Consider the following 21,071-nt stretch of genomic DNA (forward strand, 5'->3'; position numbering starts at 1 on the left):
CCTCACGGTCGGGACCCGGCCTCGTTTTCGGACTGTGACCCCCCGCTATCCTTCACGGGTCCACCCCCGAAGCCGAAGGGCCCACCCGTGAGCGCAACCCGCCCGGCAGCCGTCGTCGTACTCGCAGCGGGTGAGGGCACCCGCATGAAGTCGGCCACACCCAAGGTTCTGCACGAGATCGCCGGGCGCTCGCTCGTCGGTCACGTGGTCGCGGCCTCCCGCGAGCTGGACCCGACCCACCTCGTGGTCGTCGTGGGCCACGCCCGCGAGCAGGTCGCCGCGCACCTCGCCGACGTCGACGCCGGCGTCCGCACCGCCGTCCAGTACGAGCAGAACGGCACCGGCCACGCCGTCCGCATGGCCCTCGAAGAGCTCGGCGGCCAGCTGACCGGCACCGTGATCGTCGTCTGCGGCGACACCCCGCTGCTCACCGGCGAGACCCTGCGCGCCCTCGCGGCCACCCACGAGGCCGACGGCAACGCCGTCACCGTGCTCACCGCCGAGGTCCCCGACTCCACCGGCTACGGCCGCATCGTCCGCGACCCGGCCACGGGCGCCGTGACCGCGATCGTCGAGCACAAGGACGCCACCGACGCGCAGCGCGCGATCCGGGAGATCAACTCCGGGGTCTTCGCCTTCGACGGCGCGCTGCTCGCGGACGCGCTCGGCAAGGTGCGCACGGACAACAGCCAGGGCGAGGAGTACCTCACCGACGTGCTCGGGATCCTGCGCGAGGCGGGCCACCGCGTCGGCGCGGCGGTCGGCAGCGACCACCGCCAGATCCTGGGCATCAACAACCGGGTGCAGCTGGCCGAGGCGCGCGCGCTGCTGAACGCGCGGCTGCTGGAGCGGGCGATGCTGGCCGGCGTGACGGTGGTGGACCCGGCGAGCGTGTTCGTGGACGTGACGGTCACCTTCGGGCAGGACGCGGTGGTCCACCCGGGTACGCAGCTGCTCGGCGCGACGCACATCGGCGAGGGGGCCGAGGTCGGCCCGAACACCCGGCTGAAGGACACCCGCGTGGGCGCCGGCGCCCGAGTGGACAACGCGGTCGCGGACTCCGCGGTGATCGGCGACCTGGCCTCGGTGGGTCCGTTCGCGTACCTGCGTCCGGGGACGAACCTGGGTGTGAAGTCGAAGGCCGGCACGTACGTCGAGATGAAGAACGCGACGATCGGCGAGGGCACCAAGGTGCCCCACCTGTCGTACGTGGGCGACGCGACGATCGGCGAGTACTCGAACATCGGCGCGGCGAGCGTGTTCGTCAACTACGACGGCGAGCACAAGCACCACACCACGGTCGGCTCACACTGCAAGACGGGTTCGGACAACATGTTTGTGGCTCCCGTCACCATCGGGGACGGCGCCTACACGGCCGCCGGCTCGGTGATCACGAAGGATGTGCCGCCCGGCGCGCTGGCCGTGGCCCGTGGCCAGCAGCGGAATATCGAGGGTTGGGTGGCCCGCAAGCGTCCCGGCAGCGCGGCGGCGACGGCCGCGCAGTCGTCGGCGGAGAAGGACTCCGGCAGCCATTGAGGTGAACTGACCGGAAACAGGTACGCCCAGGACGGCGTACCGTGATAGGTGCACGCAATTCGGCTGGCTCACCGTGTGCGGGACGGACGCACACGGGGGCGAGCAGCTTTCACACGTCTGAGGAGACAGTGCTGTGACCGGGATCAAGACGACCGGCGAGAAGAAGCTGATGCTCTTCTCCGGCCGCGCCCACCCCGAGCTGGCCGAGGAGGTCGCGCACCAGCTCGGTGTCGGCCTCGTGCCGACCAAGGCTTTCGACTTCGCGAACGGTGAGATCTACGTCCGCTTCCAGGAGTCGGCTCGCGGCGCGGACTGCTTCCTGATCCAGAGCCACACGGCTCCGATCAACAAGTGGATCATGGAGCAGCTGATCATGATCGACGCGCTGAAGCGCGCGTCGGCCCGCTCCATCACCGTGATCATCCCGTCCTACGGGTACGCCCGCCAGGACAAGAAGCACAAGGGCCGCGAGCCGATCTCGGCCCGCCTGGTCGCGGACCTGCTGAAGACCTCGGGTGCGGACCGCATCCTGACGGTCGACCTGCACACCGACCAGATCCAGGGCTTCTTCGACGGTCCGGTGGACCACCTGTCGGCCCTGAACGTCCTCGCGGACTACGTGGGCGCCAAGGTGGACCGCACGAAGCTGACGGTCGTCTCCCCGGACGCCGGCCGCGTCCGCGTGGCCGACCGCTGGTGCGACCGCCTGGACGCGCCGCTGGCGATCGTGCACAAGCGCCGCGACAAGGACGTCGCCAACCAGGTGACCGTCCACGAGGTCGTCGGTGAGGTCAAGGGCCGCGTCTGCGTCCTGGTCGACGACATGATCGACACGGGTGGCACGATCTGCGCCGCCGCCGAGGCGCTGTTCGCGCACGGCGCGGAGGACGTCATCGTGACGGCCACGCACGGCATCCTGTCGGGCCCGGCGGCCGACCGCCTGAAGAACTCCAAGGTCAGCGAGTTCATCTTCACGAACACCCTGCCGGACCCGTCCGACCTGGAGCTCGACAAGATCACGGTCCTGTCGATCGCCCCGATGATCGCCCGCGCGGTGCGCGAGGTCTTCGAGGACGGTTCGGTGACGAGCCTGTTCGAGGAACAGCAGTAGGACTCGACGCCCCAGGGCTAGATCCTTTTGGGCACGGCCTCCCCGCCGGGTACACTCGATGAGTTGCTCGGCGAGGGAGGCCGTACCTGTTTTCCGGTACGGGTGCTCCGTTATCGACGCGCTCTTCGTAGCAGGCCGTTCCGGCCGGGTGACCGTATTCGTTCGTTTCCGTCACCCCACGAGGAGTGAGCATGTCCGAGATCAAGCTTTCCGCCCAGCTGCGTGACGTCTTCGGCAAGGGCGCTGCCCGCCAGGCCCGCCGCGACGCCCTCACCCCCGGCGTCATCTACGGCCACGGCACCGCCCCGAAGCACGTCAACGTCCCGGCCCACGCCCTGATGATGGCCCTGAAGACCCCGAACGCGCTGCTCTCCCTGGACATCGCGGGCGACGGCACCGAGCTGGTCATCCCGAAGGCCGTGCAGCGCCACCCCCTGAAGCGCACCATCTCGCACGTCGACTTCCTGATCGTCCAGAAGGGCGAGAAGATCACGGTCGAGGTTCCGGTCGTGACCGAGGGCGACCTGGCCGCCGGCGGCAACCTGCTGGAGACCCTCCTCACCACCGTCGCCGTCGAGGCCGAGGCCACCCACATCCCGACCGAGATCACCGTCTCGATCGCGGGCCTGGAGGCCGGTGCCACGGTGCACGCCTCCGACCTGGTCCTGCCGGCCGGCACCACGCTGGCCGTCGACGGTGAGACCGCCGTCCTGCAGGTCGTCGCCCCGCAGGCCGAGGAGCCGGCCGCCGAGGCCGCCGAGGGCACCGAGGCCTGAGCCTCGCCCCACCTCAGCAGTTGCTGACCGACCGCCGTCCGGCTCCACTGGAGCGGGACGGCGGTCGTTCTCGTTCACGGGCTTGTCCACGGGTTTGTTCACGGGTTTGTTCACGGGTTTAAGGAGCTTTTGATGTCGGACGACGCGGCGCCGTGGCTGATCGTCGGTCTCGGTAACCCGGGGGCGGAGTACGCCGGCAACCGCCACAACATCGGTTTCATGGTGGCGGACCTGCTCGCGGAGCGGATCGGCGGAAAGTTCAAGGCGCACAAGGCGCGGGCGCAGGTGATCGAGGGCCGGATGGGACCGCCGGGACCGCTGAACCGCCGGGTGGTGATCGCGAAGCCGATGTCGTTCATGAACCTCTCGGGCGGTCCGGTGACGGCGCTGCGGGACTTCTACAAGGTCCCGGTCGAGCGGATCGTGGCGGTCCACGACGAGCTGGACATCGACTACGCGACGCTGCGCCTGAAGCTGGGCGGCGGCGACAACGGCCACAACGGGCTGAAGTCGATGACGAAGTCGATGGGCGCGGAGTACCACCGGGTGCGGTGCGGCATCGGCCGTCCGCCGGGCCGGATGCAGGTGGCGGACTTCGTGCTGAAGGACTTCTCCTCCACGGAGCGCAAGGAGCTGGACTGGTTCGTGGACCGGTCGGCGGACGCGGTGGAGTGCCTGGTCCAGGAGGGCCTGGAGCGCGCCCAGTCGGCCTACAACTCCTGACGTACGAGGAAGCCCCCGCCGGACGGCGGGGGCTTCCTGCGTGTCCGGGGCCGGTCAGCCGGTGTTGCGCAGGCCGGCGGCGACGCCGTTGACGGTGAGCAGCAGGGCACGGGCCAGCAGCGGGTCCGGGTCCTCGCCGCGGGCGGCGGCCTGGCGCTGGCGGGCCAGCAGGGAGACCTGGAGGTAGGAGATCGGGTCCAGGTAGGCGTCGCGGACGGCGAAGGTCTGCTGGAGGACCGGCTGGGAGTCCAGGAGCTGCTCCCCGCCGGTGATGCGCAGGACCTCGCGGACGGTGAGTTCGTGTTCGGCCTGGATGCGGTCGAAGACGTGCTTCAGCTCGTCGGGGACGAGGGTGTCGACGTAGTGGCGGGCGATCCGCAGGTCGGTCTTGGCCAGCGTCATCTCGACGTTGGACAGGAAGTTGCGGAAGAAGTGCCAGCGCTCGCCCATCTCGACGAGGACGGTGTCCTGGCCGGCCTCGCGCAGGGCCTTGAGGCCGGAGCCGACGCCGTACCAGCCGGGGACGATCTGGCGGGACTGGGTCCAGCCGAAGACCCACGGGATGGCGCGGAGGCCGTCGAGGCCGGCGCCGGAGTCGGGGCGGCGGGAGGGCCGGGACCCGAGGTGCAGGTCGGCGAGCTGGTCGACGGGGGTGGCCGCGAAGAAGTACGCGGGCAGGTCCGGGTCCTCGACGAGTTCGCGGTAGGCGCCGTGCGCGGCGTCCGAGACGATCTCCATGGCCGCGTCCCAGCGGGTGAGGGCGTCGTCGGACTGGCGGGGGGCGGTGTGCAGGGCGGAGGCCTGGAGGGTGGCCGCGACGGTCAGCTCCAGGTTCTCGCGGGCCAGGGAGGGGACGAGGTACTTGTCGGAGATGACCTCGCCCTGCTCGGTGACCTTGATCTCGCCTTCGAGGGTGCCCCAGGGCTGGGCGAGGATCGCGTCGTGCGAGGGGCCGCCGCCGCGGCCGACGGTGCCGCCGCGGCCGTGGAAGAGGCGCAGGCGCACGCCGTGGCGGTGGGCCACGTCGCGCAGGCGGCGCTGCGCGCGGTGGATCTCCCACTGGCTGGTGGTGATGCCGCCGAACTTGCTGGAGTCGGAGTAGCCGAGCATGACCTCCTGGACGTCGCCGCGCAGGGACACGAGGCGGCGGTAGGAGGGGTCGGCGAGCATCTCGTCGAGGATGACGTCGGCCGCGCGGAGCTCGTCGGTGGTCTCCAGGAGCGGAACGATGCCGATCTTGGCCCAGCCTGCGTGGAGGTCGACGAGGCCGGCTTCGCGGGCGAGGACGGCGGCGGCGAAGACGTCGTCGGCGCCCTGGCACATCGAGATGATGTAGGACTCGATGACCTCGGGGCCGAACTTCTCGAAGGCGTCCTTGATGGCGAAGAAGACCCCGAGGGTCTTGTGGCCGGCGGCGTCGAGGGGGGCCGGGGTGGGCGCGAGGGGGCGGCGCGAGCGGAGTTCCTTGGCGAGGAGCTTCTGCCGGTAGTCGCGCGGCATGTCGGCGTAGCGCCAGGACTCCTCGCCGAGCCGGTCGAAGAGCTGGCCCAGGGCGTGGTGGTGGGCGTCGGCGTGCTCGCGTACGTCCATGGTGGCGAGCTGCAGGCCGAACGCGGCCAGGGTGCGGATGGTGCGGTCCATGCGGCCGTCGGCGAAGAGGGCGCCGCGGTGTTCGCGCAGGGAGGTCTGGATGAGGGTGAGGTCGGTGAGGAGCTCGGCGGTGCCGAGGTAGTCGCGGCCCTCCTCGTGGGGGGTGCCCTTGGCGAGGCGCTCGCGGGTGTTGAGGAGCTTCTGCCGGATGCAGGTGGCCTTGAGGCGGTAGGGCTCCTCGGCGTTCAGCCGCTTGTAGCGGGGGCTGATCTCCGGGAGGCGCTCCAGGTCGGCCTGGAGCGAGGCGAGGAGCTCCTCGGTGGCGCCCGCGATGCGGATGGAGTTGGAGAGCAGGCTGCGCAGGAAGTCGACGAGTTCGAGGGCGTCGGTGATGCCGTGCTCGTGCTGCAGGATCAGGACGTCGCGGGTGACCTGCGGGGTGACGTTGGGGTTGCCGTCGCGGTCGCCGCCGATCCAGGTGCCGAAGGTGAGGGGGCGGGTGCCGGCGGGCAGTTCGACGCCGACGCGCTGGAGTTCGGCGGCCAGGTCCTCGAGGACGTCGCCGACGGCGCCGGCGTGGAGTTCGTCGAGGTAGTAGATGGCGTTGCGGGCCTCGTCGGCGGGCTCGGGGCGTACGACGCGCAGCTCGTCGGTCTGCCAGACGAGGTCGATGTTCTCGGCGAGCCGCAGGTCGTGGCGGCGGCGTTCGCCGGCGCCGGAGACGGGCTCCTCCAGGAGGGCGGCGATGCGGCGCAGCTTGTTGAGGACGCTGCGGCGGGCCGCCTCGGTGGGGTGGGCGGTGAAGACGGGGCGGACGTTGAGGTTCTTGACCGTCTCGCGCAGGTGCTCGGGGTCGGCGTCCTTGAGCATGTCGGCGGTGCGGGCGAGGAGCCCGCCCTCGGCGGCGCGGTGGGCGCGCAGTTCCTTGCCGCGGTGCACCTGCTCGGTGACGTTGGCGAGGTGGAAGTAGGTGGAGAAGGCGCGCACCAGCTTGGCGGCGGTCTCCAGGTCGATGTCGCCGAGGAGGGCCGCGGCGGCTTCGCCGTCGGTGCGGGTCAGGGCGCGGACCCGTTCGACGAGGTCGAGGAGTTCCTGGCCTTCCTGGCGGACGAGGGTCTCGCCGAGGAGGTCGCCGAGGCGGCGGATGTCCGCGCGCAGCTCCGCGTTCGCCGTCTGCGCCGTCCGCGTGGGGGCGGAGGGGTCGGCGGGCTGGGTGACGGGGGCCTGGGCGGCCTGGTCAGCACTGCTCACAGGTGCGGCTCCTTGCAGTGTTCGAGCGCTACTGGGCTGTGGGCTCCCGGGGGTGTGCGGCCGTGCCGGTCGTGCTGCGCAGCCCGGGCTGCCCGTGCGGACCGCGCTGTCCGACGACACCAGGATAGGTGGACTGTCCCTGTGCCCTGGCAGAGCGCCCGCTCTTTGGACTCGGTTCGCGCGGGTGGCGTCGTCACGGGGTCGTCATGAGGTCGTCGTGGGGTCGTCGTGGCGTCGTCACTGTTGCCGCGGGGGTCGCCTTTGCCATACTTACGTTGCCGTAGGTTACGGATCCGTAGGTCCGTGTCCCGGCGCCTGCCGGCTTCTCACCCCCCAGGGGAACCCCACCATGACCATGAGTCCCGGACTGATCGAGGATTCCTCGGCGGCTTCCGCGCCCTCCGCGACGCGCGGTGGTGAGCAGAAGCGCTCCGTGGAGCAGATCGCGCTGCTGCTGTTCATCACCCTGCCGTTCCTGGCGCTGCTGGCGGCGGTGCCGCTGGCCTGGGGCTGGGGGGTGACCTGGCTGGACCTGGGCCTGATGGTGTTCATGTACTTCCTGGCGTGTCACGGGATCACCATCGGCTTCCACCGTTATTTCACGCACGGTTCCTTCAAGGCGAAGCGGCCGCTGCGGATCGTGCTGGCGGTCATGGGGTCGATGGCGGTGGAGGGGCCCCTGGTGCGGTGGGTGGCGGACCACCGCAAGCACCACAAGTACTCCGACCACGAGGGCGACCCGCATTCGCCGTGGCGGTTCGGGGAGACGGTGCCGGCGCTGATGAAGGGCCTGTGGTGGGCGCACATCGGCTGGCTGTTCGACGAGGAGCAGACCAACCAGCAGAAGTACGCCCCGGACCTGATCAAGGACCCGGCGATCCGGCGGATCAGCCGCGACTTCGTGTTCTGGACCGTGGTGTCGCTGGCCGTCCCCCCGCTGGTGGGCGGGCTGGTGACGATGTCCTGGTGGGGCGCGTTCACGGCGTTCTTCTGGGGTTCCCTGGTGCGCGTGGCGCTGTTGCACCACGTGACGTGGTCGATCAACTCGATCTGTCACGCGGTGGGGAAGCGGCCGTTCAAGTCGCGGGACCGGTCGGGCAACGTGTGGTGGCTGGCGGTGCTGTCGTGCGGTGAGTCGTGGCACAACCTGCACCACGCGGACCCGACCTCGGCGCGGCACGGGGTGCTGCGCGGGCAGGTGGATTCGAGTGCGCGGCTGATCCGCTGGTTCGAGCTGCTGGGCTGGGCCTGGGACGTGCGCTGGCCGTCCGGGGCGCGGATCGACGCCCGGCGCAGGGACAACACGCCGAACGCGGCATGATGGGGGACGTGGCGATCGACGGCAGCAGTTCCAGCAGCGACAAGCCCAGGCGAGGACGCCGGGTCCGGATGACGGGCGCCGAACGGCGCCAGCAACTGCTGGACATCGGCCGCACCCTGTTCGCGGAGAAGGGTTTCGAGGGCACTTCGGTGGAGGAGATCGCGGCGAAGGCCGGGGTGTCCAAGCCGGTGGTGTACGAGCACTTCGGCGGCAAGGAGGGCCTGTACGCGGTGGTCGTGGACCGCGAGATGCGGCAGTTGCTGGACGGGGTGACGGGCGCGCTGACGGCCGGGCATCCGCGGGAGCTGCTGGAGCAGGCGGCGTTCGCGCTGCTGGACTACATCGAGAACTACACGGACGGTTTCCGGATCCTGGTGCGGGATTCGCCGGTGGCACAGTCGACGGGCACGTTCGCGTCGCTGATCAGTGACATCGCCACGCAGGTGGAGGACATCCTGGGGCTGGAGTTCAAGGCCCGGGGCTTCGATCCGAAGCTGGCGCCGCTGTACGCGCAGGCGCTGGTGGGGATGGTGGCGCTGACGGGCCAGTGGTGGCTGGAGACGCGGCGGCCGGAGAAGGCGGAGGTGGCGGCGCACCTGGTGAACCTGGCCTGGCACGGGCTGGAGAACCTGGAGGCGCGGCCGCGGCTGGTGGGCCACCGCAAGAGCTGAGGCCCGCGGGAGGCCGCGGATGCGACGGCCGAGGATGCGACGGCCGAGGATGCGACGGCCGAGGATGCGACGGCCGAGGATGCGACGGCGCCCCGTCACCGGAGGTTTCCGGTGGCGGGGCGCCGTCGCGTCGCCGTGCGGGGGCGTGCGGGCCGGGCGGTGCGCCGGCCTGCTGTCGTGCCGTCGGGCCGTCAGCCGTCCGCGGGGCCGCCGGCGCCGGGGGCGTGGGGCTCCAGGAATTCGAGCCGGTTGCCCACGGGGTCGTGGGAGTAGAAGCGCCGGTGGCCCGGCAGGTTGTCGTCCCAGACGACGTCGGCGCCGCGTTCGCGGAGTCTGTCCGCGTACGCCTCGATGCCGGTCACCCGCAGCCCGGGGTGCGCCTTGCGGGCCGGCCGGAAGTCCTCTTCCACGCCCAGGTGCAGCTGTACGCCTCCGGCGGTGAACCAGCAGCCCCCGCGCGCGGCGAGGACGGGCGGTTTGGAGATCTCCCGCATGCCCAGGACGTCTTGGTAGTAGGCGCGCAGCTTGTCCTCCGACCCGGGCGGCGCGGCGAGTTGGACGTGGTCGACTGCGGTCAGCACGGTCATGCCTCCTTGTGGGCGACGGCGAAGATGCGGCGGAACGGGAAGACGGTGCCCCGGGGGCCGGGCGGGTAGGCGGCGCGCAGGGCCTCGCGGTATTCGGCGAGGAAGGTGTCGACGGCCTCGCGGTCCTCGCCGAGGGCGGTGAGGACGGGCCGCAGGGCGGTGCCCTTGACCCAGTCGAGGACGGGGTCGGCGCCCTGGAGGAGCTGGGAGTAGGTGGTCTCCCAGACGTCGACGGCGCAGCCGAGTTCGGTGAAGCGGGCCAGGTACTCGGCGGGTTCGAGGATGTGGATGTAGCGGGCGCCGTGTCCGGCGAGGCGGTCGCGCCAGCGCGGGGTGTCGCACAGTTCGGCGAGGAGCCGGTGGCTGGGGGCGGTGAAGTTGCCGGGGATCTGGAAGGCGAAGGTGCCGCCGGGGCGCAGGCCGTTGATCCAGGCGGCGAAGGAGCCGGGGTGGCTGGGCACCCACTGCAGGGCCGCGTTGGAGACGATCAGGTCGTACGTCTCCTCGGGCATCCAGTCGGCGAGGTCGGCGTGGCGGAAGTCGAGGCGGCCGCCGCCGGGGGTGGGTCCGGCGTGTTCGGCGGTGGCGCGCTGGAGCATCTGCGGGGAGAGGTCGAAGCCGGTGATGCGGGCGTCGGGCCAGCGGTCGGTGAGGAGCGCGGTGACGTTGCCGGGGCCGCAGCCGAGGTCGGCGATGCGGGCGGGGCCGGTGGGGAGCTCGGGTATGCGGTTCAGCAGGTCGAGGAACGGGCGCGTGCGGTGGCCGGCGTGGCGGAGGTACTGCTGGGGGTCCCAGACGGGTGCGGAGCCGTCCAGGGAGTGGGGGCGCACGGCCGGCGCGATGTCGGAATGCATGTTCGAGCCTCCCTACTGGTGGGGCGGTCGGAAGCGGAAGCTGTTCCGGCCCCCTCCATGCCCCATGCTCGGCCAGACTATATCTCGATGTCAAGATTCTCGATTTGAAGAGACTTCATGTCGACAGACCCCGTACACTGATCGGCATGGAGGACGAGGTCGACCGACTGGTCGCGGCATGGCGGCGAGAGCGCCCTGACCTCGACGTGGAACCGCTCGAAGTACTCAGCCGCGTCAGCCGGCTCGCGCGCCACCTCGACCGGGCCCGCAGGCTCGCCTTCTCCGAGCACGGCCTGGAGCCGTGGGAGTTCGACGTCCTGACCTCGCTGCGGCGCGCGGGCGCGCCCTACCAGCTCTCCCCCGGACAGTTGCTGACGCAGACGCTCGTCACCTCCGGCACCATGACCAACCGCATCGACCGGCTGGCCAAGAAGGGCCTCGTCGAGCGGCTGCCCGACCCCAGCGACCGGCGCGGGGTACTGGTACGGCTGACGCCCGAGGGGCGCGACCGCGCCGACCAGTCCCTGGCGGGGCTGCTGGCCCAGGAACGCGCGATCCTGGCCCAGCTCTCCACCACGCAGCGCGGCGAGCTCGCCGGGCTGCTACGCCAGTTGACCGCTCCGTTCGACAACATCCCCGGCTAGCTCCGCGGGGCGTACGCCGGCCCGCCGGGCCAGCGCCACGGCGGCCAGGGTGGAGTGCACCCCGAGCTTGCCCAGGACGTTCTGCATGTGCGTGCGGACGGTGTGCGGGGACAGGAACAGCCGCGCGGCCACGTCCTTGCGGCCCAGCCCCGCCACCATGCAGCGCAGCACCTCGTGCTCGCGCGGGGTGAGGGACTCCACGAGCCGCTCGCTGTCGCTGCGGTGCTTGCGGGCGGCGGTCAGCTCCCGCAGCACTCCGGTGAGGAGCGCGGGCGGCAGGTGGGTCTCCTCGCGGAGCACCCCGCGAATGACGGCCAGCAGCCGGGAGAGCGAGCAGTCCTTGGCGACCCAGCCCGAGGCCCCCGCCTGGAGGGCGAGCGCGGCCCGGCGGGGGTCGTCGCGCTCGGCCAGGACCACGGTGCGCACCCCGGGGTGCGCCACCCGGACGCCCGCGACGAGGGCGATCCCGTCGGCCGGCGGCGGGGCCGGGCCGGAGCCCGCTTCCCGCTGGCCGGGCACGGCGCCCGACGCGGCCGCGCCGGCGCCGAGGTCGGCGTCGACGAGCAGCACGTCGTAGCGGCGGCCTTCCGCCACCGCGCGCTCCAGGCAGCGCGAGGCCGCGGGACCGCTGCCGGCCGCGGACACGTCCACGTCCGGCTCGGCCGCGAGCGCGGCTGCCAGAGACTCGGCGAAGATGCGGTGGCCGTCGACCACCAGGACCCGGATACGAACCACAGAACCCCCAAGGGTCGGGGAACGGACGACTACGGGTACGGCGCCCGGCCGGGTGGCCCACAGCCCCCGCGGCCGCCGCCGCGACATCTGTGCACTACCCCGGACCGGACGCCGTACCCGGCGTGTCTCGACCCCTGAATCAACACCGGCCCCCACCGGTGTCACGCATCAGCGTAGAGCGGGTGGTGTCCCGCGGTTGGCCGAATAGCAGAAGTTTTTGGAGCGGTTTTCCGGTGGGACGGTCCGCAACGGCCTCCGCGGTGGCTTGTTTTCAACCATCGAGGCGGCTCTGGAGGCGGATTTCCGACCGGCGCGTGCCCCGGGCAGTTGCACGGGGGGCATTTCACCCGGCGTACGCACGCCGGGCGCCCGCGCGCGGCGCCTGCCCGCCGCGCCCGGCTCCAACGCGCGCGCCCCCCGCACCGGTCGGGTGCGGGGGGCGCGCGGCGGGGCTCGGGCGGAGGCCCGGAGGGGCCGGGGGGCCCGGGGGGTCAGGAACGGCGCTCGCGGGCGAAGTTCCAGGCGTCCGTCACGATGTTGGTGAGGTCCGAGCGGGTCGGGGTCCAGCCGAGGCGCTCGTGCGCCGTGCGGGCGGAGGCGACGAGGACCGCCGGGTCCCCGGCGCGGCGCGGGGCGACGACCTCGGGGATCTCCCGGCCGGTGACCTTGCGGACCGTCTCGATGACCTCGCGGACCGAGAAGCCGCTGCCGTTGCCGAGGTTGCACACCAGGTGCTCGCCCTCGGCGGCGACGCGCAGCGCCGACAGGTGGGCCTCGGCGAGGTCGGCGACGTGGATGTAGTCGCGGACGCAGGTGCCGTCGGGGGTCGGGTAGTCGTCGCCGAACACCGAGATGGACTCGCGCTGCCCGAGCGCGACCTGGAGCACCAGCGGGATCAGGTGCGTCTCGGGGTCGTGGCGCTCGCCGAACTCGCGGTAGGCGCCGGCCACGTTGAAGTAGCGCAGCGAGACGGCGGCGAGGCCGTGCGCCGCGCACTCCCCCGCGATCATGTGGTCGACGGCCAGCTTCGAGGCGCCGTACGGGTTGGTCGGCGCGGTCACCGAGGCCTCCGTCAGCGCGCCTTCGGTCGGCTCGCCGTAGGTGGCGGCGGTGGAGGAGAAGACGAGCCGGCGCACCCCGGCCTCCCGCATCGCGTTCAGCAGGGCGAGGGTGCCGCCGACGTTGTTGTCCCAGTACTTGCCGGGGTTCACCACGGACTCGCCGACCTGCGAGGAGGCGGCGAAGTGCAGCACGGCGTCGTAGGAGGCGTCCAGGTGGTCGGCGGCGTCCTGGATCCGGCCGTCGATCAGCGTGGCGCCGGCGGGGACGCCCTCGGCGAAGCCGGTGGAGAGGTTGTCGAGGATGGCCACCTCGTGTCCGGCCTCCAGCAGATGGGCGGCCACGACGCTGCCCACGTATCCGGCACCGCCGGTCACCAGGTACTTGCTCACTCGCACTCCTCTGTATCGCGTCCGTCGCGCAGGCACGCGGATGCGCGTGCTCTGGTGACTGGCTTACCGGATTCCGCGCTTCCGAGGAAATCGCGGCCTTCCGGCACGGTACCCGCCCGTCCGGACGGGCCCCGCGGACCGGCGGCCGCGGTGCGGGGTCAGTCCCCGGCGGGCCCGTCCCCGGGCCCCTGCGGCCGCTCCCGCACGGGCAGCACCGCCCGGTCCAGCAGCCCGGTGCGCGCGGCCAGCGCGGCGGCCTCCAGCCGCGACCCCACGCCGAGCTTCATCAGTACCCGCTGCACATGTGTACGGGCTGTGCTCGGCGCGATCGCCATGCCGGCCGCGATCAGCCGGGTGTCCTCGCCCTCCGCGACCCGGACCAGCACCTCGACCTCCCGCGGCGTCAGCAGCCGCAGCAGCCTGCTGCCCTCGTCGTCGGGCTGCGCCGCGGGGTTCAGCAGTTCCGCGAAGGCCCCCTGGAGCAGCTGGGGGGCGATGGCGACCTCCCCCGCCCGGGCCTTGGCCAGGGCCCGTTCGACGCCTTCGATGCGCTCGTCCTGGCGTACGTACCCCGAGGCTCCGGCCGCGAAGGCCGCGGCTATCCCGCGCGGGCTCGGTACGGGGCCCAGCACCACCACGGCGATCTGCGGGCGCTCCCGCTTGATCCGCACCACCGGTTCGAAGACCCCGGGCTCCGCCGGGGCGGCGGTGCCGAACAGGCACACCTCCGGGGCGCGGCCGATGACCAGTTCGGCGGCTCCGGCCGCCGGCGCGGCCGCGGCGAGCACGCGGTGCCCGCGCAGCTTCAGGGCCGAGGCGAGCGCCTCGGCCAGCAGACGGTGCTCGTCGACCACCATGACCCGTACGCCCATCAAGGCTCCCACCCCAGATCCTTCTGACCCGGCAAGCTACACGCTTGTTCGACGGGGCGTGCCGGTTACCGCGCGAAAGCCCCCGATCGGTGGGGACCGTCCGGGGGCTTTCGGCGTCGGGCCGGGGCGGGCGTCAGCTCGCCGCGAAGGAGACGAAGAGGAACTCGGGGTCGGACTTCTCCGAGTACGGCTTGCGCACCGTGGTGCGGGAGATGAACAGGCGCCCGTTGTGGTAGCGGAACTCCGAGTGGTCCAGCGAGAACGCGGTCTCCAGGCGCTGGCTGGCCTTGTCGACCGGGTTCTGCATCAGCAGGGTCTCCTTCATCGTCTTGCCGTCGATGCTGACGACCTGGCCGCCGCCGTCGTACGGGGGGACCTTGTAGGCGATGATGTTGGACCCGTCCATGCGCAGCGGGTACATGGTGTACTTCTCGCCCGCGTCGGCGCGGTCGCTGGTGGCCTTGCCGGTCTCCAGGTCGAAGGAGACGATCTCGTTGGTGCGGCCGACGGAGGACGTGCCCTGGTGCTCGTACGACGGCAGGTACACCTTGCCGTTGCCGACGACCATGTTCGAGCACTGCTCGACCTCGGTGGCGGGGCACTTGGGGGCGTAGCTGCCGGCGGAGAGGCCGATGCGGGTCTTGAGCTGGCCCGCGTCGTCGACGACGAACAGGTCGCTGACGTTGGTGGCGTTCTTGGCGGTGTTGCCGACGTTGGCGGCGACGATGAGCGGCTTGGTGGAGATGATGCCGGCCCACTCGATGCCCGCGGACAGCTTGTACTGGTACTTCGGCGCGCCGGTGGCGGGGTCGATGGCCTGCGCGTACAGCGTCGGGCTGGAGCCGCGGCCGCACTTGCGCAGGACGGCGAGGGCCTCGCCGCCGGCGTAGCCCAGGTCGTAGCAGCCTTCGCCGTCGGTCTTCGGGGTCCACAGGGACTTGCCGTCGGCGAGGTTCCAGGCCGCGCCGCCGTAGAGGCCGCCCGCGGCGACGGTCTGGCCGCTGATGGTGACCTCGCTGAAGGCGACCGGCTTGTCGCCGCCGGTCGCGGACTTGGCGTTGGCGGACCAGAGGAGCTTTCCGGTGTTCAGGTCGATGACGCCGACCTGGGTGCACTGGGGGTACTTCTTCTCGTTGGTCGCCATGCCCTCCTGGAAGAGGATGGCGGTCTTGTTGTCGCTGATGTGCTTGGTGGCGCCGCAGACGTTGGCGGGGAGCGCCAGCTCCCACTTCTTGCCGCCGTCGACGAGGTTGTAGCCGACGACCTTCGCCAGGTCGGACTTGACGTAGGTGTTCTCGGTCAGCCAGGAGCCGTCGACGGAGACCACGTCGGCCGGAGCCGGGCTGGGGACGTTGACCAGCGTCTTCGACTTGGGGTTGGACGGGACCTTCTCGCTGCCGGCGGCGCCGGCGGGGGCCTTGTCGCCGTCGGGGGAGCCGCCGGCGCCGCCCGCGGTGGGCCGTCCGGAGCCGCCGCCTTCGTCGCCGGAGACGTACCAGAAGCCGCCGCCGATGATGAGCGCCATGGCGAGGACGGCCGCGCCGACGATCGCCAGCTGGTTGCGCTTGTCGTTGCTGCCGCCGCCGCCCGCGGGGGCGGCGGGCTGCGCCGGGGCCTGGAGGGTGGCGGGCTGCTGCGGGTAGCCGTAGCCGGGCTGCGCCTGGGGCTGCGGGTAGCCGTAGCCGGCCTGGGGGGCCGGGACGGTGGGCGGCTGGGCCGGGGGCTGCGGGGGGCCGGGCGGCGGCGTGGGGGCGCCGAAGCCGCCGGAGGGCGGCTGGCTCGGGGGCGGCGGGGTACTCATCGCTTGCTACTGCCTCTCGGTGGGGCGCTCGGTGGGACGCTCGGTGGGCTCGTTCACTTGCCGAAGACCATCAGGAGCCGCTCCTCCGTGTTGTTGCCGTTCAGCCTGGTGACGGAGGTGAAGTACCGGCCGTCCTCGAAGGCCCGCACCTGGAAGGTGGTCATGGAGCTCTCGACCTTCGCGGCGGGGCCGGAGGGCATGCGGAGCAGGGTCTTGGGCGCACCGCCCGCGGCGGCCATGGAGACGACCTCGCCGGGCTCGTCCAGGGCGCCGGCGCGGTAGGCGATGAGCTGGCCGTTCGCCGCCTTGACCGGGTACCAGTTGCGCTTGTCGCCGGCCTTCTGGCGCCACTTGGCCTTGCCGGTGGCGAGGTCGAAGGCGACGACCTCGTTGTCGAAGCCCTTGCTCGTGGTGGTGCGCAGGTAGAGGGTGTCGCCGTCGACGACGGAATTGCCGCAGCCCTGGAGGTTGTCGGAGCTGCCCGTGTTGCAGTTGGTCTCGAAGGAGCCCTCGGCGGACATGCTGGCCCGCTTCTTGCCGTCGGGCGTCAGGGAGATGATGGCGCGCTTGCTGGAGTCCGCGTTGTCGAGGTTCCGGTCGCTGATGTCGAGGACGATCGGGGAGACGGACAGGACGCTGGTGACGCGGAAGCCCTTGGGCAGCCGGTAGGACCAGGTCTTCTTGCCGGTGGCCGGGTCGGCGTCCTGGATCTCGACGGTCTTGTCGTCGTCCATGCACAGGGCGATGCCGAGCAGCTTGCCGTTGCCCGCGGCGTACTGGCTCGGCTGGCAGCCCTCGGGGGCGGCGCCGGAGAAGAGCTTGTCGCCGGTGGCGAGCTTGTGGACGGTGGTGGTGGCCATCCGGTTGACGACGAAGACGTCGCCGGTGAGGCTGATGGAGACGGAGCCGCCGCCGTCGAAGAGGTTCTCCTTGGCGAGCTCCTTGGTCCATCCCTCCTTGCCAGCCTTCAGGTCGAAGAGCTTCATCTGGTTGCAGGTGGCGTTGGAGCCCTCGCCGTCCTTGACGGCGAGGACGGTCTTGCCGTCGGCGGTGGTCTGGTCGGCCCAGCCGCAGATCTCCGTCTTGAAGTCGACCTTCCACTTCTCCTTGCCGTTGGTGACGGCGTAGGCGATGACGGACTTGCCGACGGTCTTGACGACGCTGTCGCCGGTCACCCACAACGCCGGGGCGGGGATGCCCGTGTCGCCGCCGGCCAGGAGCTTGGCCGTCTTGAGCCACAGCACCTTGTCCTCGCCGGGCTTGCGGCCCGCGTTGAGGTCGGCCTGCTCGCCCATGCCGTTTCCGCTGCCGTCGCCCTTGTCCACGGACGGGGAGCCGGCCGGCTTGGGGTCGGCGGGCGCGGAGGCCTGCGCGGCGGGCTTCTTGGCGTCCTCGTCGTCACTCAGGAAGGTGAACCAGGCGCCCGTGCCGAGTACGAGGACGCCCGCCACGGCCGCCGCGACGACGATCGCGCCCTTGCGCCGGCCGCCCCGTCCGCCGGGGACCGGCGGGCCGGGGGGCGTGCCCGGGCCGGGCGGCGGGAAGCCGTGCCCGTCCTGCCGGGACAGGTGCTGCGGCACCGTCGGCGGCTGCTGGACGGGGGGCTGGGGCACCGTCGGCGGCTGCTGCGCGTACGGGTTGGGGCCCTGCGGCGGGTAGCCGTAGCCCTGCTGCGGCGGTCCGGGCAGGTGCCCGTACCCGGAAGGGGACGGCGGCTGGTTCGGCGGCTGGGGCGGCTCGGTCATCAGCGCATACCTTCGGGTTCGGGCGGTGTCGGGCGGTCCGGGAGATCGAAAAGAACCGACCCTTTGTATCACTCGTGGCCGGTACGCACCGGGCCGGTCGCACCCCTGTTCCCAAGGGAGGACCGGCCCGTGACACGGCCGTTATGCGCCCGGCCGGCGTGTTCCCGGGCCCTTGCGGGCCCTCTGGACTCAGGCCTCTTCGGCCAGTTCCAGCCAGCGCATCTCCAAGTCGTCGCGCTCGGAGATCAGTTCCCGCAGCTCCGCGTCGAGCTTGGCGACCTTGTCGTAGTCGGTGGAGTGCTCGGCGATCTGGGCGTGCAGGTTCGTCTCGCGGTCCGACATCTTGTTGAGCTGCCGCTCGATCTTCTGGAGCTCCTTCTTCGCCGCCCTCGAGTCCCCGGAGGACGTCGACTTGGCGGCGGCGGCCGGGGCCGGCGCCGGGGCGGCGGCCTCGATCATCCGCTGCCGGCGCTCCAGGTACTCGTCCAGGCCGCGCGGCAGCATCCGCAGGCTCGCGTCGCCGAGCAGCGCCATCACCGTGTCGGTGGTGCGCTCGATGAAGAACCGGTCGTGGGAGATCACGATCATCGAGCCGGGCCAGCCGTCGAGGAGGTCCTCCAGCTGGGTGAGGGTCTCGATGTCGAGGTCGTTGGTGGGCTCGTCGAGGAAGAGGACGTTGGGCTCGTCCATCAGCAGGCGCAGGATCTGCAGCCGGCGCCGCTCGCCGCCGGAGAGGTCGCCGACCGGCGTCCACTGCTTCTCCTTGGTGAACCCGAACTGCTCGCACAGCTGGCCGGCCGTCATCTCGCGGCCCTTGCCGAGGTCGACGCGGTCGCGGACGCGCTGGACGGCCTCCAGGACACGCAGCGAGGGGTCGAGCTCGCCGACCTCCTGCGAGAGGTAGGCCAGGCGCACGGTCTTGCCGACGGTGACGGAGCCCTCGGCGGGCTGGGCCTCGCCCTGGGTGCGGGCGGCCTCGGCGAGCGCCCGCAGCAGGGAGGTCTTGCCGGCGCCGTTGACGCCGACGAGGCCGACGCGGTCGCCGGGGCCCAGGTGCCAGGTGAGGTGCTTGAGCAGGGTCTTGGGGCCGGCCTGGACGGTGACGTTCTCCAGGTCGAAGACGGTCTTGCCGAGGCGGGCGTTGGCGAAGCGCATCAGCTCGGACTTGTCGCGCGGCTCCGGAACGTCGGCGATCAGCTCGTTGGCCGCCTCGATGCGGTAGCGGGGCTTGGAGGTGCGGGCGGGGGCGCCGCGGCGCAGCCAGGCCAGCTCCTTGCGCATCAGGTTCTGCCGCTTGGCCTCTTCGGTGGCGGCGATCCGCTCGCGCTCGGCGCGGGCGAAGACGTAGTCGCTGTAGCCGCCCTCGTACTCGAAGACGTCACCGCGCTGCACGTCCCACATGCGGGTGCAGACCTGGTCGAGGAACCAGCGGTCGTGGGTGACGCAGACGAGGGCGGAGCGGCGGGTCTGGAGGTGGCCGGCCAGCCAGGAGATGCCCTCGACGTCGAGGTGGTTGGTGGGCTCGTCGAGGACGAGGAGGTCCTGGTCGGCCATGAGCAGCTTGGCGAGTGCGATGCGGCGGCGCTCGCCGCCGGAGAGCGGGCCGATGACGGTGTCCAGGCCCTGGCCGAAGCCGGGCAGGTCCAGGCCGCCGAAGAGGCCGGTGAGGACGTCGCGGATCTTGGCGTTGCCGGCCCATTCGTGGTCGGCCATGTCGCCGATGATCTCGTGCCGGATGGTGGCGGCCGGGTCGAGGGAGTCGTGCTGGGTGAGCACGCCCATCTGCAGGCTGCCGCTCTGCGTGACGCGGCCGGAGTCGGGCTCCTCCAGCTTGGCGAGCATCCGGATCAGGGTGGTCTTGCCGTCGCCGTTGCGGCCGACGACGCCGATCCGGTCTCCCTCGGACACGCCGAGGGAGATGCCGTCGAGCAGGGTACGGGTGCCGTACACCTTGCTGACTGCCTCGACATTGACCAGATTGACGGCCATCAGACGCGCTCCAGGGAAAGGGTGTGGATCAGCCCCTCAGCCTAACCCTCCGGGCCGACGAGGAACGTTCCACCAGCCAGGCGCCCCCCACTGCCATGCCGATGGCGGCCGGTGCGGTCACCGGGAAGGCGATCAGGACGGCGGTGTGGCCCTCAAGGAGCCCGCCGAGGCCGGTCGTCGACAGGCCGAGGATCCCCAGCAGGCACAGGGTGGTGCCCAGGGCGGCGGCGGGCCCGCTCGCGGGGGCGCCCTCCGCGGTCCGGGCCCGTTCGGCGGGCGCCGCCCCGGGCGCCTCGAAGCGGCGGAAGCAGGCCACGAGCGCGGCGGTGAGGGCGGCGGCGAGCAGGATCCGCGGGGGCACCTGCGCCCACCAGGCGGCGGTGGCCGGCTCGGGCAGCGCCAGGCCGGCGGCGAGCTGGGCGGCGTACACGCCGAGCATGGCGGTGAGGTGCCACAGGAACGCGGTCATGGCGACGCCGTTGGCGGCGACGACCCCGCGCCACACGCGCGGCCGGGCCAGCCACGCCGTCGCGGGCCGGACGAGCAGCTGGACGGCGCCGACCAGCCACATGCCGTGGCAGAGCAGGGCGAGGGTGGGCGGGGCCATGTTGGAGACCTTCTCCCCCGGCATCCCGACCATGGACAGCGGGTACGGTCCGGCCGCCACCAGCAGCACGGCCCCGGTGAGCCCGGCGGCGCCGAGGAGCGCGGGACGGGTGATGCGGCCGTCGGCGCGCAGGAAGCCGAGCTGGTGCACGGCGAGCCAGACGAAGGCGAAGTTCAGGAACTCCGCGTAGGGGACGCCGAGCGCGAAGCGCAGTACGTCGACCAGGGCCGCCGCGCCGGCCAGGGCGGCGAAGGCGCCCCAGCCCCAGCGGGCGTGCAGCCGCAGCAGCGGCGGGGTGAGGGCCACCATCGCCAGGTAGATCCCGATGAACCACAGCGGCTGCGTGACCATCCGCAGCGCGGCACCGGCCAGCCGGCCGCCGTCCGCCCCGGCGAGCTGCACGAGCAGGGCGAGCGCGGCCCAGACGAGGACGAAGACCAGGGTGGGCCGCAGCAGCCGCCGGAGGCGGGCCCGCAGGAAGGCGGCGTAGACGGGCCGGCCCTCGCCGCGGCGTTCGAGCGAGCGGTACGACAGGGCGTGCGAGAACCCGCCGACGAAGAAGAACACCGGCATGACCTGGAGCCCCCAGGTGAGCACCTGGAGCGGGGGCACCAGCGCGAGCAGGTTCCCTATGCCGTCGGTGCTGACGGCGGCCATCAGCCAGTGCCCGCACACCACGGTGGCGAGCGAGGCGACCCGGAGCAGGTCCACGTACCGGTCGCGGGAGGCGGGCGTGGCGGCGGCCATGGCGCGTGCGCTGACTGTCATGCCCACTACGGTCGCGGGCGCGCCCGGGGCGGCGACAGG

The 21,071-nt window shown here is 71.9% G+C and carries 17 protein-coding genes; 7 read left to right on the plus strand and 10 right to left on the minus strand.

All coding sequences use genetic code 11. The features are described from left to right. Positions 1 to 87 precede the first annotated feature (87 nt). The 4 genes from glmU to pth all read left to right on the plus strand — a co-directional run bounded on the left by glmU (position 88) and on the right by pth (position 4,146). A complete protein-coding gene (gene glmU, locus ACQKM2_RS19570) occupies positions 88 to 1,536 on the plus strand; it encodes a bifunctional UDP-N-acetylglucosamine diphosphorylase/glucosamine-1-phosphate N-acetyltransferase GlmU (RefSeq protein ID WP_427711255.1) in 1,449 nt (482 codons plus the stop codon). Between the two features lie 133 nt (positions 1,537 to 1,669). Beyond that, positions 1,670 to 2,647, plus strand: coding sequence for a ribose-phosphate diphosphokinase (locus ACQKM2_RS19575; RefSeq protein WP_125603935.1), 978 nt, complete (start codon positions 1,670 to 1,672; stop codon positions 2,645 to 2,647). A gap of 191 nt (positions 2,648 to 2,838) precedes the next feature. Then, entirely contained in the window at positions 2,839 to 3,423 is a 585-nt protein-coding gene (locus ACQKM2_RS19580) for a 50S ribosomal protein L25/general stress protein Ctc (RefSeq protein WP_427711257.1), read from the plus strand. A gap of 132 nt (positions 3,424 to 3,555) precedes the next feature. Further along, entirely contained in the window at positions 3,556 to 4,146 is a 591-nt protein-coding gene (gene pth / locus ACQKM2_RS19585; RefSeq protein ID WP_427711259.1) for an aminoacyl-tRNA hydrolase, read from the plus strand. A 54-nt stretch (positions 4,147 to 4,200) separates the two neighbouring features. On the opposite strand, the gene ppc is transcribed toward pth, so the two are convergent. Then, a complete protein-coding gene (gene ppc / locus ACQKM2_RS19590) occupies positions 4,201 to 6,894 on the minus strand; it encodes a phosphoenolpyruvate carboxylase (RefSeq protein WP_427711391.1) in 2,694 nt (897 codons plus the stop codon). A gap of 442 nt (positions 6,895 to 7,336) precedes the next feature. Here ppc and ACQKM2_RS19595 point away from each other — a divergent pair, with 442 nt between their 5' ends. Both ACQKM2_RS19595 and ACQKM2_RS19600 read left to right on the plus strand, forming a co-directional pair. Further along, positions 7,337 to 8,308: an acyl-CoA desaturase gene (locus ACQKM2_RS19595; protein ID WP_427711261.1), complete on the plus strand. Its 972-nt coding sequence runs from the start codon at positions 7,337 to 7,339 to the stop codon at positions 8,306 to 8,308. Further along, the gene (locus tag ACQKM2_RS19600) at positions 8,305 to 8,979 is read left to right on the plus strand and encodes a TetR family transcriptional regulator (RefSeq protein WP_427711263.1); all 675 of its coding nucleotides are present in this window, start codon (positions 8,305 to 8,307) and stop codon (positions 8,977 to 8,979) included. The genes ACQKM2_RS19595 and ACQKM2_RS19600 overlap by 4 nt, the downstream gene beginning before the upstream one ends. Before the next feature lie 191 nt (positions 8,980 to 9,170). On the opposite strand, the gene ACQKM2_RS19605 is transcribed toward ACQKM2_RS19600, so the two are convergent. Next, positions 9,171 to 9,560 (minus strand): VOC family protein, encoded by a 390-nt coding sequence (locus ACQKM2_RS19605; protein WP_427711393.1) that lies wholly within the window; start codon positions 9,558 to 9,560, stop codon positions 9,171 to 9,173. A gap of 2 nt (positions 9,561 to 9,562) precedes the next feature. Next, positions 9,563 to 10,420: a trans-aconitate 2-methyltransferase gene (locus ACQKM2_RS19610; RefSeq protein ID WP_427711265.1), complete on the minus strand. Its 858-nt coding sequence runs from the start codon at positions 10,418 to 10,420 to the stop codon at positions 9,563 to 9,565. 146 nt (positions 10,421 to 10,566) lie between these two features. On the opposite strand from ACQKM2_RS19610, the gene ACQKM2_RS19615 reads away from it, so the two are divergent. Then, positions 10,567 to 11,064 carry a MarR family winged helix-turn-helix transcriptional regulator gene (locus ACQKM2_RS19615; protein WP_125603002.1) on the plus strand — a complete coding sequence of 166 codons (498 nt, stop codon included), beginning with the start codon at positions 10,567 to 10,569 and terminating at the stop codon, positions 11,062 to 11,064. Here ACQKM2_RS19615 and ACQKM2_RS19620 read toward each other — a convergent pair. The 7 genes from ACQKM2_RS19620 to ACQKM2_RS19650 all read right to left on the minus strand — a co-directional run bounded on the left by ACQKM2_RS19620 (position 11,023) and on the right by ACQKM2_RS19650 (position 21,032). Beyond that, positions 11,023 to 11,799, minus strand: a complete 777-nt coding sequence (locus tag ACQKM2_RS19620) for a response regulator transcription factor (protein ID WP_125603001.1) — start codon at positions 11,797 to 11,799, stop codon at positions 11,023 to 11,025. The two genes, ACQKM2_RS19615 and ACQKM2_RS19620, sit on opposite strands and share 42 nt — an antisense overlap. Positions 11,800 to 12,290: 491 nt before the next feature. Then, positions 12,291 to 13,250 carry a UDP-glucose 4-epimerase GalE gene (gene galE, locus ACQKM2_RS19625; RefSeq protein WP_427711268.1) on the minus strand — a complete coding sequence of 320 codons (960 nt, stop codon included), beginning with the start codon at positions 13,248 to 13,250 and terminating at the stop codon, positions 12,291 to 12,293. A 158-nt stretch (positions 13,251 to 13,408) separates the two neighbouring features. After that, positions 13,409 to 14,122: a response regulator transcription factor gene (locus ACQKM2_RS19630; protein ID WP_427711395.1), complete on the minus strand. Its 714-nt coding sequence runs from the start codon at positions 14,120 to 14,122 to the stop codon at positions 13,409 to 13,411. Between the two features lie 133 nt (positions 14,123 to 14,255). After that, entirely contained in the window at positions 14,256 to 15,923 is a 1,668-nt protein-coding gene (locus tag ACQKM2_RS19635) for a PQQ-binding-like beta-propeller repeat protein (RefSeq protein WP_427711270.1), read from the minus strand. A gap of 53 nt (positions 15,924 to 15,976) precedes the next feature. After that, positions 15,977 to 17,668, minus strand: a complete 1,692-nt coding sequence (locus ACQKM2_RS19640) for a PQQ-binding-like beta-propeller repeat protein (RefSeq protein WP_427711272.1) — start codon at positions 17,666 to 17,668, stop codon at positions 15,977 to 15,979. A 189-nt stretch (positions 17,669 to 17,857) separates the two neighbouring features. Beyond that, positions 17,858 to 19,657, minus strand: coding sequence for an ABC-F family ATP-binding cassette domain-containing protein (locus ACQKM2_RS19645; RefSeq protein WP_427711274.1), 1,800 nt, complete (start codon positions 19,655 to 19,657; stop codon positions 17,858 to 17,860). 28 nt (positions 19,658 to 19,685) lie between these two features. Next, complete coding sequence (locus tag ACQKM2_RS19650; RefSeq protein WP_427711276.1) at positions 19,686 to 21,032, minus strand: acyltransferase family protein; 1,347 nt, start codon at positions 21,030 to 21,032, stop codon at positions 19,686 to 19,688. Between the last annotated feature and the right edge of the window lie 39 nt (positions 21,033 to 21,071).

This window comes from Streptomyces sp. NPDC004126, assembly GCF_050275515.1.
Lineage (GTDB): Bacteria > Actinomycetota > Actinomycetes > Streptomycetales > Streptomycetaceae > Streptomyces.